Consider the following 17385-nt stretch of genomic DNA (forward strand, 5'->3'; position numbering starts at 1 on the left):
TTTATTATACACCTAAAATCCAATCAAATCAAGTATCCTTCATAACTTTTGACTGTTTTTTCCTCAAGCTATTTCCTCTTTTAGCTTTCACTATTAATATACGTTAAATCAGTGTCTTTTTGTTTTTTTCTTATTTATTCAGGTTATTTATTTTTCATGGTATACTGTCCTTGTTCGTTATTACACAAGCGATAAAAATATTTATGTAGTTTGAAAGGATGCTGTAAATTGAACCAACTGTTAGAGTACCAACCACTTAATTTGTATACAAATTATCGTGATGCTGCCTGTAAAAACCCTACTACTGCAATTATTCATGATGAACCCCTACCCGCTTTTCCAGAACTAGGTACAAGTTATACGTACGAGCTAAGTCATAATGCCATTTTAAATCGTGCGTATCAATTAGCAAGTCTAGGTGTTAAAGCTGAGGATAAAATCATTATCTTTAAAAGTTCCAAATTCGATACGTATTTACTAGCGGTTGCAGCTTCTTATTTAGGCGCTGTTCCAGCAATGATCTCTTATCACTTTCCAGCAGAAACAATCGAAGTGTTTGTTGATCGTTTAGATGACCCTTTTATTTTATTTGATGATGAAACAGCTGAAAAAGTGAACAGCGTGAAAAACAGTTCTTCCAGCAAACAGATCTCTATTGAGAGACTTTTACAAGCATCTACTGAAGAAGTTCCTCAAGTCGAACTTCCTAAAGATATGATCGCTTATATGACACATACATCTGGAACAACAGGTATCCCAAAATTGATTTGTCATTCAGCAAATTCTATGGGATGGCGTACAAAATGGCAAAAAACAATTTTTACTAAAATCGCAGAGAAAAAACTGGTTGGATTCCATATTTCACCTGTACATTCACGTTTTAATATCGGTGTCTCTTCGTTAATGGCAATGGGTTTTCCAATGATGCCCTTGTCCATATCCAACAGTGATTCTGTTGCTGCAATGCTCTTAAAACATCAACCTATTGCTCTTGAAACTCATCCAAATAACTTCGTTCAGTGGACTTCATTAGCGAAAAGAGCACCTGAGGTTTTCGGCAGTGTGCGCTACTATCACTCTACATTTGATGCAATCAATAATGCGACTATGGCCAGCTTCTTAAAAGCATCAGAGAAAAACGAACCTGTTTTCCTACAAGTCTATGGACAAAGCGAATGTGGGCCGATGATCTTAAAAGCTCATACTCTAGAATCACTAAAAACATCTGATGCTCGCGACATGGGTGTTGGTTTAGAAGGGTTGACTGAGGCTAGAATTGCAGATAAAGACGGCAATGTTCTGCCTAAAATGACAGATGGACATATTCAATTTCTATCTAAGGGACGTGCACTTACTTATTACAAAGAAGATGAGCGATTCCAAGCAACGGTTTTTGGTCCTTGGTGGGATAGTGGTGATTATGGCTTTATGGATGAACAAGGTCATCTGCATCTGAAAGATCGTCAGGTTGATTTGATTGAAAAAATCGATAGTAATCTAGCGATCGAAGATCATTTACTAGATGCACTCGATTTCCTTCAAGAAGTGATCATTGTTCGTGCAAAAGATAATTCTCCTCAACCGATTTTAGCTGTTGATCCAAAGCAAGAAATGAACTGGGATGCTTGGTGGGAACAAGTCAATGACTTGCCACGCTTAAGCGAACCGATCATTATGGCTTGGGACGAAATTCCCCGCACAGCAACGATGAAAGTCCAACGATTACAGATTGAAAAAACGTTGAAAGAACAATAAATTATAAAAAGAGACTCACAGACATTTTTTCCTTGTCTGTGAGTCTTTCAATCTGTGTAGATAGTTTCATATTTCCCATACTTCAAAAGATGTTCAGGAGATAGCGACACGCCAATTCCCGATCCTGTTGGCACTGAAAGCTTGCCATTAGTGAGAACGAAAGGCTTTGATATTATGTCTTCGTAATAGTACCGATCAGAAGCTGAAATATCTCCAGGGAAAGTAAATATGCTTTGTGAAGCAAACTGCAGATTCAATGCTCTACCTACACCTGATTCAAACATTCCGCCCAACCACACAAGCAGGTCATGTTTTTCACAAAAATCAACGATTTTTAATGCTTCAGTGATTCCACCGACTCTAGGGATTTTCAAATTGATACTTCGGCAGCTCCCCAAAGCGAAAGCTAATTCACAATCTTTGATCGATCGGATATTTTCATCTAAACAGATCTTTGTTTTCATTACTTTTTGCAATTGTGCATGATCTAAAAAATCATCAGCAGCAAAAGGTTGCTCCAGCATCGCCAAATTATAGGCGTCCAGCCTTTTCAAATGAGAAAGATCATCGATAGTATACGCAGAATTAGCATCAACCATTAGTGGTAACTCAGGAAACTTTTCTCGAATCGAAGCAATTGGTTTCAAGTCATAGCCAGGACGTATTTTCAACTTAACTCTTTGATATCCTTGTTCCACATAAGCTGTAATTTGCTTTAATAATTCAGATATATCAGGTTGAATGCCTACACTAACGCCGACAGGAATTTGTGTTCTTGTTGCAGAAAAAGACGTTTGGAGGCTTTTTCCATTACGTTTGGCATATAAATCCCAAACGGCAGTTTCTATACTGGATTTTGCCATTTGATTGCCTTTTACTTCTTGAAATAGCAAAGAAATCTCTCTTGGATCATCGATTTCTCGATCGATCAACAAAGGAATCAAGTGCTTTTCTATGATGATACGTGCTGTTGCAATCGTTTCTTCAATATAATCTGGCTGCTCAAATGCTACGAGCTCCCCAATCCCCTGATTACCTAATTCATCAGTGATCAATATAATATCAAAGGCTTTTTCTGTTAGTCGGCCGTAACTTGTTTCAAAAGGAATACGTAAAGGGAGACGAATGCGATAACGATCGATACGCTTAATCTTCATCTGCAACTCCTCCTTTTAAAAATCCATAAACGACTTCTTCAAATTGACGCGGTTTTTCTAAGTGAACACAATGTCCCGCATGTTCGACCGTTTCAATGATGAACGTTGGCTGTATTTGTTTCATTTCCTCAGCAATCCGCCGAAATTTATGATCTAATTCTCCGACAATCAATAACACAGGAATGTTTATATCGAATAATTCTGTCCAATAACTTTTTTGTATGCCTGTTCCCATAAACCACAAACTACACGCTAAACCAAATGGTTGTTGTGCTAATCGTTCCTCACGAACTGCAACCTGTAACTGATCAGGTAAACTTCTTTGTGTATCAAAAAGAGGCAGTGCTTCCCACTTCATCACAAAATCTTTAATTGGTGAAGTTAAGGTCCATGAAGCTAAACGCTCATCTGATAATTGACGTCTTGTTCGTTCTGATCCACTTTTTAAGCCCGGAGAACCGCTCTCTAAGATCAGTTGTTGAACTTTATGAGGAAATAGATAGTAGAACCCTAAAGCTGCTCTAGCCCCCATAGAATAGCCTAATAATGAAAATACTGAAATACCCAGCTTTTCAGTTAGTAAAGCTAAATCCTGACACAACGAGTCTAACTGATAACGGTAAGGATGCACATGACTAGAGGATCGACCGTGTCCAATTAAATCGATCACTAAAATATTAAAATCAGATTTTCCCTGAAAGACTGGCGCAAAGGTTTGTCCACTACCTGTAAAGCCATGCAGACAGACTAAAGTGGGACACTCTTTTTTATAAGATAACCATTCATAATAGTAATCTACACCATTAATTTCTATATTCATCTGTCTTGCTCCAATTTTTCCTTTAACACGTTCATTATTTGTTCCTGTAAACGAACATTCTCTTCACGATCCCCAATGATTTCGATTAGTTGAAATTTCGGCTCTGTTTTTGTCTGCTCTAATAATAAATCCAGCTGTTCTAAAGTTTCAGCTTTTGTATATTCAGCACCATATAACTTTGCCACAAGGGAAAAATCTAAATCAATTGGTGTGCCAAAAATCGGTTCAAAATCCTCTTTCTCCAGTTCTCTTTGAGAAAGGAAAGAAAAAATACCGCCACCATTATTATTCAACAATATGATCGTTAAAGGTAAATGATATCTTTGGGCTAATAATAATCCATTCATATCATGATACAGGGCCAGATCACCAATCAGCAAAATATTTTGGCGTTTAGGGTTCGTCGCACACATACCTAAAGCTGTCGAAACGATTCCATCGATTCCATTGATCCCGCGATTCCCAAATAGATGATAGCTAGTATTTTCTACAGCAGCAAACCGATCGATAAAACGAATGGCGTTACTGTTTGAAACGAATAATTGACCGTCAGCCATCATTTGTTTATGAACTAAAAGGCTCGCAGAAGTTTCGTTGAGCTGGTTCATTTCAGCTAAATCTTCCAATGTTTGTTCGGTTATTTTTTGCCATTGAATCCATTGAGCAGTCCACGATCCTGATGTTTTTACTGTGATATTTTCTTTAACTGCTTGAAGAAATGGCTGTTCTTGGACTTGAATCGCAACTTGTGTTTGCTTTAATTGATCCTGCCATTCACCAGTCTCATCTACAAAATAGATGGTCGTTTCTGTTTTCTCAAGTGATCGAAGCCAAAACATCGTATTTTTTGAAATCGGCAGCATACCAAAACGAACAACGACTTCTGGTCGATGAATCATAGTTACTTCTTGAATAAATAAATCCGCACAACTCATGATCAGTGAGCTGTCAAGACCACAAGAGGTAATATTCGTCAGCGGATCACTAATGATAGGCCAGTTTAATGCCTCTGCTAATTCAACAAATAAACGTGCTTCTTTAGGTGTGTGACTTCCCCCAACAACTAGCACACCTTTTTTACCTTGCCAAGCATTGATGCACTGAATCAATTGCTCTTCTGTCAATTGCGACTTTCCTGCAATGATTTCTGTTTGCCGTTTCGTTTTTAATGAGGAAGATAAATCCGGCAACAAAGGTTCTCTTAAGGGAAAATTTAAGTGTACAGGTCCTTTGGGTATTTGGGAAGCTGTATCTGTCGAGCGCATTCCTTGCCAATAAGCGTAGTCCAGCATTTCTTTTGTTCCTTCCGGAATAGCCATTTCTACAAATAATTTAACATGATTTTGGAATAATTGAAGTTGATCCATAGATTGCGGTGCACCTACTTGTCGTAATTCATGTGGGCGATCCGTCGTTAAAATGATCAATGGAACGTGACTCGCTTTAGCTTCACAGATTGCTGGATAATAATTTGCAGCTGCTGTTCCTGAAGTACACAACAAGACAACTGGTTTATTACTTGCTTTACTTAATCCAAGTGCAAAAAAAGCTGCCGAACGCTCATCGACTTCAACAAACGTCTCTATCTTTTCTTGTCGATGCAGCAATAAAGCTAAAGGAGTGGATCTAGATCCGGGACTAATCACTGCCTGACTGACGCCACTACTAATCATGCCTTCGACAAAGGAGTGTAAATATCGTGTCATATCAATTTGATTTGTCATTGATCTCCCCTCCTATTCCTCTTAACATTGGTTGAAATTTGATTTTGGTTTCTTCTCTTTCCTGCTCTGCTTGTGAATCCTTTACGATCCCACAGCCAGCATATAAATAGCCAGTATCGCCCGAAAAAACTGCCGAACGTATCCCAACAGCAAATTCACCAATATCTTCCTTGATCGCAACCCAGCCGATCGGTGCACCATATAGACCTCTATCTAACTTTTCATGCTGTCTTAACCATTCCAAAGCCAATTCTTTTGGTTCCCCACCTAATGCTGGTGTTGGATGAAGTTGTTTCACTCCTTTTAAAAAACGATACTCTTTTTGTCGTTTTCCCTCAATTGGTAGATGTAGATGCTGAATGTCCCGATTTTTTAATAGCTTAGGCGTCTGAGGTAAAATTGAAACACCTGTCATCTGCTCTACTTCTCTAGTAATTCGATCAACAACAATTTTATGTTCTTGTCGATTTTTCATATCGTTCAGTAGATAATTACCCAATTCTTCATCTTCAGCAGCAGTTGTTCCACGTGAAACAGAACCAGCGATGCTTGCTGTCGAAAAAGCTGTGTCAGTTGCCTTCAGCAACCGTTCTGGAGTTGCACCAATAAAAAGTTGATCAGCTGATTCCAGCACAAAAAAATAAGTATTCGTCTGCTGCTCCTGTAGATTTCTCAAAATATATTCTGCTTGAAAAGAGTCATTGGTTGTTACTTTCATTCGTCTAGCTAAAACAACCTTTTCTAATAGTCCAGATTGTTTTAATTGTTCCACTGTTTGGTCGACCAAATTCATCCATTCAGAAACAGCTACTTCTTCTGCAATAATTTCCTGAAAAGTTGTGTTTGTTTTCAATTGTTCCTTCATTATCTCTTCTATCTGTTCATTTAGAGCATGCCATTTATACTCTAATTCTGCTAAACTTTCAGCACTAAAATTGATCGTCAAATATCTTTGTTCATTTTTTTGAGAAAACAGGAATATTGGTAAATAAAACAATCCCCGATCCATCTCACCCCACTCATTTTGTTCTATCGAGTGATGGTCAAATGCAAAACCGCCAACTAACATTGCACCTGCCCCGCTGATCATTTCATTTTGATAAACCAAGTCATGTTCTTTTAATAGAAAAGCATCAACATTATTAAAAGAAGCCTGATCCTCTACTAATACTTGTTCTTTCCCAAATCCTACAAGTATCAGTTCTTGTTCTGGCGTTTGCCAATAGAATCTAGTACCTTTGAAATATTTTTGTCCCTTCTCAAAATAAGTACGCAAAGATTCTGTATGTTCATTTATTTTTTTGATCCAGCTAAATTGACGATAGCCGTTCACATATGCTTCTTTTAATTCATTAGGAATGCTCATTTGCTTAAAAAAGCCTCCCTTTCTTCTGTTGTTAAACGATGTTTCGCAAGTTTTCCACTCGCAGTTCTAGGCAAACAATTACATAGATAGAGTCGTTTTGGACATTTATATTTCGCTAAATGCTGCTTCGCAAATTCATTGATTTTTTCAATCGTAATCGTTGGGTCCCCAACAATATAAGCAACTGGAACAGCTCCCCATTTTTGATCTGACTCACCGATCACAGCAACTTCTTTCACGCCTGGAAATTCTTGCAGGATATGTTCAATTTCTGTAGGATAAATATTCTCTCCGCCAGAAATGATCAGTTCACTTAAACGACTCACTAAATAAAGGTACCCCTCATTATCCAAATACCCCATATCTCCTGTTTTAAACCAACCGTCTGCCGTCCATTTTTCTGTTTGCCACTGCTCGCCATTCAAATAATTTTGAATCACATTTTTCCCTTTTAAAAGAATTTCACCAACGTTGTTCGCTGGTGCTTGTTTTCCATTTTCAGCTATAATTTTGATTTGCATATCTTTTAAAGGCTTTCCTGCTGAAACGATCTTTTTAGAGGCATCCTCGAAGCTTAATGCAACCACCTGAGAACATGTTTCAGTCATCCCATAAGATTGGATCACAGGAATTTTATTTCGTTCGCATTGTTCTAATGCAGCTGGGGCAATAGGTCCGCCACCCAAAAGCATTGCTTTAAATTCTTTACTGTAACCCTCTTTAGGGTAATACTCCAATAGCTCTCTCAGCATCACAGCCACAACGGAAATCACCGTTCCTCGACCTTCAGTCAAATCTTTGGTTGTATTTTTAGCATCAAATTTACTATATAAGCGAAAGCTGCAACCCAGAACCAATTGACGAATCACGATCGATAGTCCGCTAATATGAAATAGTGGTACTGGACAAAGCCAACAATCAGCTGCGGTAATCCCCATATTCTCTTGTGTGCCCAAAGCACTAGCAAGATGGTTGCTAAAACGCTGAACGACCCCTTTAGGTTTCCCTGTTGTACCGGATGTATACATGATTGAAGCTGGCATTTCGAGCTGATAATTTAGTTCCATTTGTTTTTGATCAAGAACCGAAACATCTCCACGTTTCATTTCAAGGATGTTCACTTGGTTCAAGTTTGCAACTACCGATAAATATTCAGTTGCTGTAATCACTATTTTTACTTTGGCATCTGTCAATTGATATTGAAGTTCTTGAAGGCTTAAATGCGTATTCAAAAAAACGATCTCTTTACCTAATTCCCATAATGCTAGGATCGAAAAATACATCTCTTTTGAATTTCGGCTAAAAAGAGCAATACGTTTCTCTGTTTGCGGAATATTTGCAGAGTATTCAGCTGCCCATTTTTGAACTTCTTCTGCTACTTCAAAAAATGACCATACTTCATCCTGCCAGTAAAAAGCAGGATGATCCGGTCGTTCATTTACTTGTTTTTGAAGCCAACTACTCATTTTTCTCACCCTTTATGGAAACTTAGGAAATTGATCGAAATCAGGATCACGTTTTTCTTTGAAGGAATCGCGTCCTTCTTTTGCTTCGTCCATTGTATAGTAAAGTAACGTCGCGTCTCCAGCTAATTGCTGAATACCTGCAAGACCATCTGTATCTGCATTCAAAGAGGCTTTGATCATACGCAGCGCCAACGGACTTTTCTTCAACATTTCATGCGCCCAATCCATCGTGACATCTTCTACTTGGTCCAACGGAGCAATTGTATTGATCCAGCCCATATCTAACGCTTCTTCAGCAGAATATTGTTTACATAAGAACCAAACTTCTTTCGCCTTTTTATGACCGATCACACGTGCTAAATAACCAGAACCATAACCGCCGTCAAAACTGCCGACATTCGGGCCTGTTTGACCAAATTTTGCATTGTCTGCAGCAATCGTCAAATCACAAACCAGCTGTAGGACATTACCACCACCGATAGAATATCCTTTGACCATCGCAATGACAGGTTTAGGGATCACACGAATCAAACGCTGTAAATCTAACACATTCAAACGTGGCACACTGTCTTCACCGACATAACCGCCATGTCCACGAACTTTTTGGTCTCCGCCAGAGCAAAAAGCTTTATCTCCAGCTCCTGTCAAAATAATCACACCAATATCTTGTCTATCTCGACTGATATTGAATGCATCGATCATTTCCATCACTGTTTTTGGAGTAAATGCATTGTGTACATGAGGACGATTGATCGTGATCTTCGCCACTTTACCTTCTTGTTCAAATAAAATTTCATCATATTCCTTGATTGGTGTCCAGTTTCTCATGGGGAAACCTCCTTATAATTTTAAAAGCGGAACAGGCTCTTCCAGCTCTGACTGAAAAATAGGAAGACATGACTGAGACGATTTTTGTCTCATTCAGGTTTTATCTTTTTTCCGAAGAGCTAGCCTGTGCAGCTAAGTAAGTTTTCAATGCTTCTATTATACACAAATATATAAATTTTAGAATGCTAGACGGTTCAAGATAAGATAGATCAGCTCTATATAAATGTACTAGAAAAGAATGAAAACCATTTATTGGTTTCCATTCTTTTTTGACTTCTAAATTCATATTTATGATCTATCTTGTTGCAACCACCTGAGCACCAAACGGCATCAATGCTAGCTTCGCTAACTTGAATGATTGCATCCCAAATGGGATCCCAATAATCGTCACACATAAAATGATCCCACTAATACAATGTCCGACAGCTAACCAAAAACCACTGAAAATCAACCATAAGATATTTACTAAAAACGATACACTACTTGTGCTGTAGACAACATCTTTCCCAAATGGCCAAAAGCTCAAACCTGCTAATTTGAAGCATTGTAAGCCTATCGGTATCCCCACGATCGTGATACACCAAAGAATTCCAGCTAAAAGCCAGGTCACTCCACCAATGAATCCACCAAAAATAAACCAGATAATATTTCCTAAACATCCCATATCCTATTCCTCTTCTCTTATTATTCGCTATAAACTACACAATCAGATTATACTAAAAAATACACATAATTTCTTAACTTTATTTAGTCAATCTTGGATACGACAACTCATATGAACTTGCTTGTTCTTGTCGTTCATTCAAAACTCCGTTATCATTGATAGTAATAGCTTCAAGAAAATAGAAATAGGATTGATTATTTGTACCGAGCGGTTGTTGTTTATCAGAGTACGCCTATGTTTGGGAGAAATAAACTTCCTGATGGAAATATTTTAGGAATGTTTAAGCAAAATAAATTGGTCAAAGAATTAAATAGAGAATTACAAAAAAGAGCTGCGCCATGGACAGTTGTCCTTGATGACTCCATCGCAGATATCCACCAAATTTCTCAAAATGCAGAGGCTATTCTCTGTGTCCCTGGCTTACAAAAATAATTTGATAGTGGAGATTATCCTAAAGAACGGATCTTTTATTTTGACTCTCTGGACTATTACAATGTAATAGTAACTTCAGCAATTGCTTTTCTAGAAACAATCCATTCGTAATTGATCACTAGTTTTTTAGAAAGGGCGGAGATACATGAATTTATTGGAGCATCTGCAAATACATACGAAAGAATTAACAAAAGAAAAAGTTACCTTAACGATGAATGTCGCACCCTTCCATAAACAGCCCTATGGAATTGTCCATGGGGGCATCAATGCTGTATTGATCGAAACAGCTTGTAGTATGGGGGCGAATGAACAATTCTCTAATGAAAATGCTTATGCCGTCGGTGTTGATCTTCAAGTCAATCATTTAAAAAGTATACTAGACGGAACATTGACTGTCGTTGCTAAACCAAATCATATTGGTGGTTCATTGCAAGTTTGGGAAGGAAAAATTTTTAATGAGTCGAAAGAGTTGATTAGTGTAGGACGTTGTACACTAATGAAACGGATATCTAAATAGTAAAAAGACGCTGAAATAAGCGTCTTTTTTATATGATCTCTCCAGTAATGATCTTTAATTTCATAAACAAGGAAGAAAGAACCGCTAATTCTCCTTGGTCTACATCAGAATATCTTTGCTCTATAACCTGTTCTCTTTCTTTTTTTACTAAAGAACGCATCATGCTGAGCTCTTCGATCGTTAAATTGGATAAATAAGCATGATTTGGTTCAGAATAAGCTTTCGCTTCGATCTCAAAGGATGTCGGATTTCTTTTTAAACTCGTTCTTACTTGAAATCCGTTGGTAAAGGTGATCAACTCTACATAAAAATATTCAGAAAAGGTGATTGGTCTGCGCTCCAGCACAGTTGTCTTATCGCCGAATATTTCAAGTATATTTTCGATGAAGTTGGATAATGCAGTACCTATATTTAATTGCTTTGAAAAAGTTTTAGTTAATAGTAATTTTTCTTGAATCATCTCTTCACCTCACACTTATTCTTATTTTTTATTATAAACACACTTTTAACTAAAACAAAAGAAATATAATTTAGTTTTTTTAGAAATAATAAGTAATAATAAAAAAACACAACGATCCTCTCTTTTAGAGAAAATAGTTGTGTTTTTTTATTGTTTAATTCATTCAGTTTCTTATTCTTCTGTAGACGTATCTGCTTCTGTTGTTTCAGTTTCAACTACTTTTGTTTCAGCATTTTCGACTTCTTCAACGATTTCATCCGGTTCAGGTTCAACCACTGCCATCGTTACAACTTTTGCATCTTCTTCCATTCTCATCAAGCGAACACCAAGGGTTGCTCTACCAGTTTGAGAGACAGAATCGACATTGAATCGAATGATGACACCTTTATTAGTGATCACTAGAATATCTTCATCTCCGCGAACAGTTGTAAGTCCAGCTAATGGTCCATTTTTGGCTGTGATATTAGCTGTCTTGATTCCTTTACCGCCACGGCCTTTTACAGGGTACTCAGAGGCTTTTGTCCGCTTACCGTAACCATTTTCCGTCAACACGAGAACTTCCGTGTCAGCATCCAATAAAGAGGCTCCTACAACGTAATCATCTTCTCTCAGACGAATACCGCGAACACCTGATGCTGTACGTCCCATATCCCGGACAGCTGTTTCAGCAAAAGTAACAGAATAACCATTATGCGTACCGATGATCATATTTTGTTCTCCGTTAGTTAAGACAACATTGACTAACTCATCATCTTCTTTCAAACCGATCGCGATCAGACCATTACTTCTGATATTTGAAAAGGCTGTTACAGCTGTACGTTTAACTGTTCCTTTACGTGTAGTAAAGAACAGATAATGTCCGTCTTCCGCTTTGCCTTCAACTGCGATGATCGCTTGGATCTTCTCACTAGAGTCAATACCAAGCATATTGATCACAGGGATACCTTTGGCTGTTCTACCGTATTCAGGAATTTCATAGCCTTTCGCACGGTAAACTTTCCCATTATTCGTGAAGAATAATAACGTATCGTGTGTTGAACATGACACTAGATTTTTCACAAAATCATCATCATGGACACCCATGCCCTGAACACCACGACCTCCCCGGCGTTGTGCTCTGAATTCACTGTTTGCTACACGCTTGATATAGCCGTTATTGGTTAATGTGATCACGACCTCTTCTTCTTCGATCAAGTCTTCATCTTCTAAACTCAAGACTTCACCAACTAAAAGTTCAGTACGACGAGCATCTCCATATTTATCACGGATATCGCCTAATTCAGTTTTGATGATTTCGATAACACGTTCTGGACGAGCTAAAATATCATTCATATCAGCGATAAATTTCAGTAACTCTTGATATTCATTTTCGACTTTATCACGCTGCAAGCCAGTTAAACTACGTAAACGCATGTCTAAAATTGCTTGAGCCTGACGATCAGAAAATTCAAAGCGCTCGATCAATGATGCTTTTGCTTCATCATCTGCTCTAGAATTTCGGATGATCGAAATGATTTCATCGATATGATCTAAGGCAATACGTAAACCTTCTAAGATATGTGCACGTGCTTCTGCTTTTTTCTTATCAAATTCAGTACGGCGAGTAATTACTTCTTGTTGATGCTCTACATAATTCTCAAGAATTTGTTTTAAGCTTAGGATTTTTGGCACACCTTTTTCAATTGCCAACATATTAAAACCAAATGATGTTTGTAATGACGTCATCTTGTAAAGGTTGTTTAAAATAACAGAAGCACTGACATCACGACGGACATCAATAACGATCCGCATTCCTTCACGAGAGGATTCATCACGTAAGTCTGTGATTCCTTCGATCCGTTTTTCACGATGCAGCTCTGAAATTCGTTCGATCAATTTGGCTTTGTTGACCATATAAGGCAACTCTGATACCAAAATACGTTCTTTCCCATTAGGCATCTCTGTAATATCTACTTTTGCACGAACTGTGATCGATCCCCGACCAGTCTCATACGCACGACGAATGCCCGATTTGCCCATAACTAAACCGCCAGTTGGAAAATCCGGTCCAGGCAATACTTCCATCAGTTCATTGGTTGTAATCTCTGGATTGTCCATCAACAAATTAGTCGCTTCAATGACTTCAGCTAAGTTGTGCGGTGGAATATTTGTCGCCATCCCAACAGCGATCCCAGTCGTTCCGTTGACCAAAAGGTTAGGGAAACGGGCTGGCAATACATCCGGCTCTTGTTCAGAATCATCATAGTTCCCATGGAAATCAACGGTATCTTTATTGATATCACGCAGCATCTCCAACGCAATTTTACTCATTCTAGCTTCGGTATAACGCATCGCCGCGGCACCATCACCATCGACAGAACCAAAGTTTCCGTGCCCATCGACCAGCATACTGCGGTAACTAAACGGCTGAGCCATACGAACCATCGCTTCATAAATCGAGGAGTCACCATGCGGGTGATACTTACCCATTACATCCCCAACAACACGGGCAGATTTCTTATGTGGCTTATCAGGTGTTACACCTAACTCATTCATTCCATACAAAATACGGCGGTGGACAGGTTTCAACCCGTCACGTACATCCGGCAATGCCCGAGCTACGATAACACTCATCGCATAATCAATGAAGGATTCTTTCATTTCACTGGTCAGATTGACGTCTTGAATGTTTTCTTTCACTTCTTCACTCATGAACTTATCTCCTTCTTATCACTAAATATCTAAGTTTTTCACGTAATGAGCGTTTTCTTCAATAAACGCACGGCGCGGTTCTACACGATCTCCCATCAACATTTCAAAAATCCGATCTGCTTCGATCGCATCATCGACACTGACACGTGACATTAATCGTCTTTCAGGATCCATCGTTGTTTCCCATAACTGATGATCATCCATTTCTCCAAGACCTTTATAACGCTGAACACTTGGTTTTGGACTTGCTGGTAATGATTCTAAGACTCTTGCAAGCTCTTCTTCTGCATGTTTACCAGGTTGAACGTAGGTAATGTTTTTTCCTTGTTTTACCCCGTATAATGGCGGTTGAGCAATATAAACGTAACCTGCTTCAACCACAGGACGCATGAAACGGTAGAATAATGTCAACAATAAGGTACGAATATGTGCACCATCGACATCGGCATCTGTCATGATCACTAATTTATGATAACGAGCTTTTGATACATCAAAATCTGCACCAAATCCTGTCCCCATCGCTGTAAATAATGAACGGATTTCTTCATTAGCTAAAATTTTATCCATGCTGGCTTTTTCAACATTCAGGATTTTCCCACGAATCGGTAAGATCGCTTGGAATTCACGGCTACGTCCTTGTTTAGCAGAACCGCCGGCTGAATCTCCTTCGACGATAAAAATTTCGCATTTTTCAGGATCTTTACTTGAACAGTCTGCTAATTTACCAGGCAGATTGCTGATTTCAAGCGCACCTTTACGACGAGTGACTTCACGAGCTCTTTTAGCTGCCAAACGTGCTTTAGAAGCTAATAAGCCTTTTTCGACGATTTGTTTACCAACTGTAGGGTTTTCCATCAAGAACTTTGTGAAATACTCTGAGAATAAACGGTCAGTAACTGTACGTACTTCTGAATTTCCCAGTTTTGTTTTTGTTTGCCCTTCAAACTGAGGTTCTGGATGCTTGATCGAAATAACAGCAGTCAATCCTTCACGAACATCTTCCCCTGTTAGGTTTTCATCATTTTCTTTCATGATTTTCTGTTTACGGGCGTAATCATTGATCACACGGGTCAAGGACGTTTTAAAACCAGACTCATGCGTTCCGCCTTCATACGTATGGATATTGTTTGCAAAGCTCAAGATATTTGAATGATAACCGTCTGTATACTGCATAGAAACTTCTACAGTAATATCTTGTTGTTCGCCTTCAATAAAGATCGGTTCAGGAAATAGAACATCTTTGTTGGCATTCAAATGTTCAACATAACTCTTGATCCCGCCTTCATAGTGATACTCTTTCAAAACAGGTGTTTCTTCACGTTTATCTTCGATCGAGATTTTTAAACCGCGATTCAAGAAAGCCAATTCTCTCACACGTGTAGCTAATTTATCAAAATTAAATGTTGTTGTTTCAGTAAAAATTTCAGGATCTGGTACAAAATGGACAGTAGTTCCATGACGATCTGTTTCTTCGATCACTTTCAGGTCATCGACAACTGCTCCGCGATGAAACTCTTGATAATGAACTTTTCCATCTTTATACACTTTTACATCCAAAGTTGTTGAAAGTGCATTAACAACGGAGGAACCAACTCCATGCAGTCCGCCGGATACTTTATATCCGCCGCCGCCGAATTTACCTCCGGCATGAAGCACAGTAAAGACAGTCTCAACGGCAGGACGTCCTGTTTTTGCTTGGATATCAACTGGAATTCCCCGACCATCATCGACCACTGTGATACTGTTATCAGGTTCAATGATCACTTGAATACTTGTCGCAAAACCTGCTAAGGCCTCATCGATCGAATTATCCACGATCTCCCAAACTAAGTGATGTAACCCTTCTGAGCTAGTTGATCCGATGTACATCCCTGGACGCTTACGAACCGCTTCTAGACCTTCTAATACCTGAATCTGACTGGCATCATATTCCTGGGCGCGTTCTTTCATATTTTTTTCTTCTTCTGTCATATAGATGCTTCCCTCTCTATCTCTCCCTGATGAACATAAAATATATCTGGCTCAACAGTTAATTTATTGTTTAAATGGTCCAAACTTGTAGTGGTTAAAAATGTCTGGACCTTTCCTTCAATCGTTTCTAGCAGGTGTAATTGCCGTTCATTGTCTAATTCACTCATGACGTCATCCAATAACAGAACAGGATATTCTCCTGTTTCTGAATACATTAAATCAATTTCTGCAAGCTTTATGCTTAACGCAGTCGTTCTTTGCTGTCCTTGTGATCCATAAGTCTGGACATTTTGACCATTCACATTAAAAATCAGATCATCCCGATGAGGACCTAGAAAAGTATTAGCTTTGAACAATTCACGTTTACGATTTTCATTCACGCTTTGCAGTAATTGTTTTTGCAGTTCTTCTAGTGAAAAATTTTCTTTATCTATTGGAATACTTGAAAAATACTCGATCGACAGCTCTTCTTTTTCATGGCTGATTTTTTTGTGCAGCAAATTCGCCCAGTGTTCCAGTTTTTTGATGAACTCCAAACGGGCAAATAAGACTTTGCCGCCAAATTCCGCCAGCTGTTCTGTCAGAATATCTAAATAAACAAGGTCTGATTGTTTTTTCTCAGCTAATTGCTTCAAATATTGATTCCGCTGCTTCAAAACAGATTGATACTGGACCAGATCATATAAATAAATCGGATTGACCTGTCCCAATTCCATATCGATGAATTTACGTCGCAGCTGAGGTGAGCCTTTCACAAGAGACAGATCCTCCGGCGCAAATAAGATCACATTCAGCTGACCTATGTATGAACTTAGACGTTTTTGCTCAATATGATTGACCTTCGTCTTACGTCCTTTCGTCGAAATAATGATCTCAAGCGGAATCGTTCCAGTCTTTTTCTCGATGACACCGCTGATTTTTGCCGAATCGGAATCCCAGTGGATCAGCTCTTTTTCGTTGCTGGTTCTGTGGCTGCGAGTCATCGCCAGCACATAAATACTTTCCAGCAAGTTGGTTTTGCCTTGTGCATTTTCTCCTAGGAAAATATTCAAGGTTTTAGGGAAATCCAGCGTTAGCCCATCATAATTACGGTAGTGCTGCACTGCGATTTCATTCAGTCTCATCCGCTGCCTCGCCTTTTTTCACCATAAAAAAAGTACCTTCTTCAGGTATCTCGATCATCATACCAGCATATAATTTTCTGCCGCGGCGATTCTCTAATTCCCCATCTACGAATACACTATTCTCAGCTAGGTACCATTTTGCTTGGCCACCGCTGCTTATCACGTCGACTTCTTTTAAGACTTGCCCCAGTGTCATGTAATCAGTTTCTAAAACGAGTGTCTTTTTCAACATGCATCCCTCTTTTTTATTTTCACTTTCACTCTAATATTATACTCTTTTTTTAGTGATAAAACAAATTTATCCGTCTAATTTTCATTCTAAGCAATTTTGAATATAATCGATAAAAAATATTCCAAGGAATAAAAAACTCTTAAAATGCATTTTAAGAAGGTATTTAAAGTTGAAAGGG

Annotated in this window: 15 protein-coding genes; 3 read left to right on the plus strand and 12 right to left on the minus strand. The window is 38.6% G+C overall.

What is annotated here, in order from left to right; all coding sequences use genetic code 11:
- Positions 1-228 precede the first annotated feature (228 nt).
- Entirely contained in the window at positions 229-1755 is a 1527-nt protein-coding gene (locus H3T55_RS15640; RefSeq protein ID WP_225535074.1) for an AMP-binding protein, read from the plus strand.
- A gap of 47 nt (positions 1756-1802) precedes the next feature.
- Here H3T55_RS15640 and menC read toward each other — a convergent pair whose 3' ends face one another.
- From menC to H3T55_RS15675, 7 genes are all read right to left on the minus strand, one after another.
- Complete coding sequence (gene menC / locus H3T55_RS15645; protein ID WP_225535075.1) at positions 1803-2912, minus strand: o-succinylbenzoate synthase; 1110 nt, start codon at positions 2910-2912, stop codon at positions 1803-1805.
- On the minus strand, positions 2902-3732 hold the full coding sequence (gene menH, locus H3T55_RS15650; protein WP_225535076.1) for a 2-succinyl-6-hydroxy-2,4-cyclohexadiene-1-carboxylate synthase: 831 nt from the start codon (positions 3730-3732) through the stop codon (positions 2902-2904). Before menH ends, menC begins: the two co-directional genes overlap by 11 nt.
- Positions 3729-5456 carry a 2-succinyl-5-enolpyruvyl-6-hydroxy-3-cyclohexene-1-carboxylic-acid synthase gene (gene menD, locus H3T55_RS15655; RefSeq protein WP_225535077.1) on the minus strand — a complete coding sequence of 576 codons (1728 nt, stop codon included), beginning with the start codon at positions 5454-5456 and terminating at the stop codon, positions 3729-3731. Before menD ends, menH begins: the two co-directional genes overlap by 4 nt.
- Positions 5440-6822, minus strand: a complete 1383-nt coding sequence (locus H3T55_RS15660) for an isochorismate synthase (protein ID WP_225535078.1) — start codon at positions 6820-6822, stop codon at positions 5440-5442. Before H3T55_RS15660 ends, menD begins: the two co-directional genes overlap by 17 nt.
- Positions 6819-8288, minus strand: coding sequence for an o-succinylbenzoate--CoA ligase (locus H3T55_RS15665; protein ID WP_225535079.1), 1470 nt, complete (start codon positions 8286-8288; stop codon positions 6819-6821). Before H3T55_RS15665 ends, H3T55_RS15660 begins: the two co-directional genes overlap by 4 nt.
- Before the next feature lie 12 nt (positions 8289-8300).
- Complete coding sequence (gene menB / locus H3T55_RS15670) at positions 8301-9116, minus strand: 1,4-dihydroxy-2-naphthoyl-CoA synthase (RefSeq protein ID WP_087641636.1); 816 nt, start codon at positions 9114-9116, stop codon at positions 8301-8303.
- 295 nt (positions 9117-9411) lie between these two features.
- Positions 9412-9780, minus strand: coding sequence for a YccF domain-containing protein (locus tag H3T55_RS15675; RefSeq protein ID WP_225535080.1), 369 nt, complete (start codon positions 9778-9780; stop codon positions 9412-9414).
- A gap of 234 nt (positions 9781-10014) precedes the next feature.
- Here H3T55_RS15675 and H3T55_RS15680 point away from each other — a divergent pair, with 234 nt between their 5' ends.
- Positions 10015-10212, plus strand: a complete 198-nt coding sequence (locus tag H3T55_RS15680; protein ID WP_225535081.1) for a hypothetical protein — start codon at positions 10015-10017, stop codon at positions 10210-10212.
- A gap of 145 nt (positions 10213-10357) precedes the next feature.
- Complete coding sequence (locus tag H3T55_RS15685; RefSeq protein WP_225535082.1) at positions 10358-10729, plus strand: PaaI family thioesterase; 372 nt, start codon at positions 10358-10360, stop codon at positions 10727-10729.
- A 28-nt stretch (positions 10730-10757) separates the two neighbouring features.
- On the opposite strand, the gene H3T55_RS15690 is transcribed toward H3T55_RS15685, so the two are convergent.
- From H3T55_RS15690 to yaaA, 5 genes are all read right to left on the minus strand, one after another.
- Complete coding sequence (locus tag H3T55_RS15690; RefSeq protein ID WP_087641632.1) at positions 10758-11189, minus strand: hypothetical protein; 432 nt, start codon at positions 11187-11189, stop codon at positions 10758-10760.
- 171 nt (positions 11190-11360) lie between these two features.
- Positions 11361-13880: a DNA gyrase subunit A gene (gene gyrA / locus H3T55_RS15695; protein WP_225535083.1), complete on the minus strand. Its 2520-nt coding sequence runs from the start codon at positions 13878-13880 to the stop codon at positions 11361-11363.
- A 21-nt stretch (positions 13881-13901) separates the two neighbouring features.
- On the minus strand, positions 13902-15851 hold the full coding sequence (gene gyrB / locus H3T55_RS15700) for a DNA topoisomerase (ATP-hydrolyzing) subunit B (RefSeq protein WP_087641630.1): 1950 nt from the start codon (positions 15849-15851) through the stop codon (positions 13902-13904).
- Entirely contained in the window at positions 15848-16975 is a 1128-nt protein-coding gene (gene recF / locus H3T55_RS15705; protein ID WP_225535084.1) for a DNA replication/repair protein RecF, read from the minus strand. The genes gyrB and recF overlap by 4 nt, the downstream gene beginning before the upstream one ends.
- Positions 16962-17204 (minus strand): S4 domain-containing protein YaaA, encoded by a 243-nt coding sequence (yaaA, locus tag H3T55_RS15710; protein ID WP_087642050.1) that lies wholly within the window; start codon positions 17202-17204, stop codon positions 16962-16964. Before yaaA ends, recF begins: the two co-directional genes overlap by 14 nt.
- Positions 17205-17385 lie beyond the last annotated feature (181 nt).

This window comes from Enterococcus sp. S22(2020), assembly GCF_020295385.1.
Taxonomy (GTDB): Bacteria; Bacillota; Bacilli; order Lactobacillales; family Enterococcaceae; genus Enterococcus_L; species Enterococcus_L dunnyi.

Coding starts and splice junctions, on each gene's coding strand:
- gyrA (WP_225535083.1), bottom strand. CDS start 13,880: ATGAGTGAAGAAGTGAAAGAAAACATTCAAGACGTCAATCTGACCAGT.
- menB (WP_087641636.1), bottom strand. CDS start 9,116: ATGAGAAACTGGACACCAATCAAGGAATATGATGAAATTTTATTTGAA.
- menH (WP_225535076.1), bottom strand. CDS start 3,732: ATGAATATAGAAATTAATGGTGTAGATTACTATTATGAATGGTTATCT.
- H3T55_RS15690 (WP_087641632.1), bottom strand. CDS start 11,189: ATGATTCAAGAAAAATTACTATTAACTAAAACTTTTTCAAAGCAATTA.
- menC (WP_225535075.1), bottom strand. CDS start 2,912: ATGAAGATTAAGCGTATCGATCGTTATCGCATTCGTCTCCCTTTACGT.
- recF (WP_225535084.1), bottom strand. CDS start 16,975: ATGAGACTGAATGAAATCGCAGTGCAGCACTACCGTAATTATGATGGG.
- H3T55_RS15680 (WP_225535081.1), top strand. CDS start 10,015: ATGTTTGGGAGAAATAAACTTCCTGATGGAAATATTTTAGGAATGTTT.
- H3T55_RS15685 (WP_225535082.1), top strand. CDS start 10,358: ATGAATTTATTGGAGCATCTGCAAATACATACGAAAGAATTAACAAAA.
- gyrB (WP_087641630.1), bottom strand. CDS start 15,851: ATGACAGAAGAAGAAAAAAATATGAAAGAACGCGCCCAGGAATATGAT.
- H3T55_RS15665 (WP_225535079.1), bottom strand. CDS start 8,288: ATGAGTAGTTGGCTTCAAAAACAAGTAAATGAACGACCGGATCATCCT.
- H3T55_RS15660 (WP_225535078.1), bottom strand. CDS start 6,822: ATGAGCATTCCTAATGAATTAAAAGAAGCATATGTGAACGGCTATCGT.
- H3T55_RS15675 (WP_225535080.1), bottom strand. CDS start 9,780: ATGGGATGTTTAGGAAATATTATCTGGTTTATTTTTGGTGGATTCATT.
- menD (WP_225535077.1), bottom strand. CDS start 5,456: ATGACAAATCAAATTGATATGACACGATATTTACACTCCTTTGTCGAA.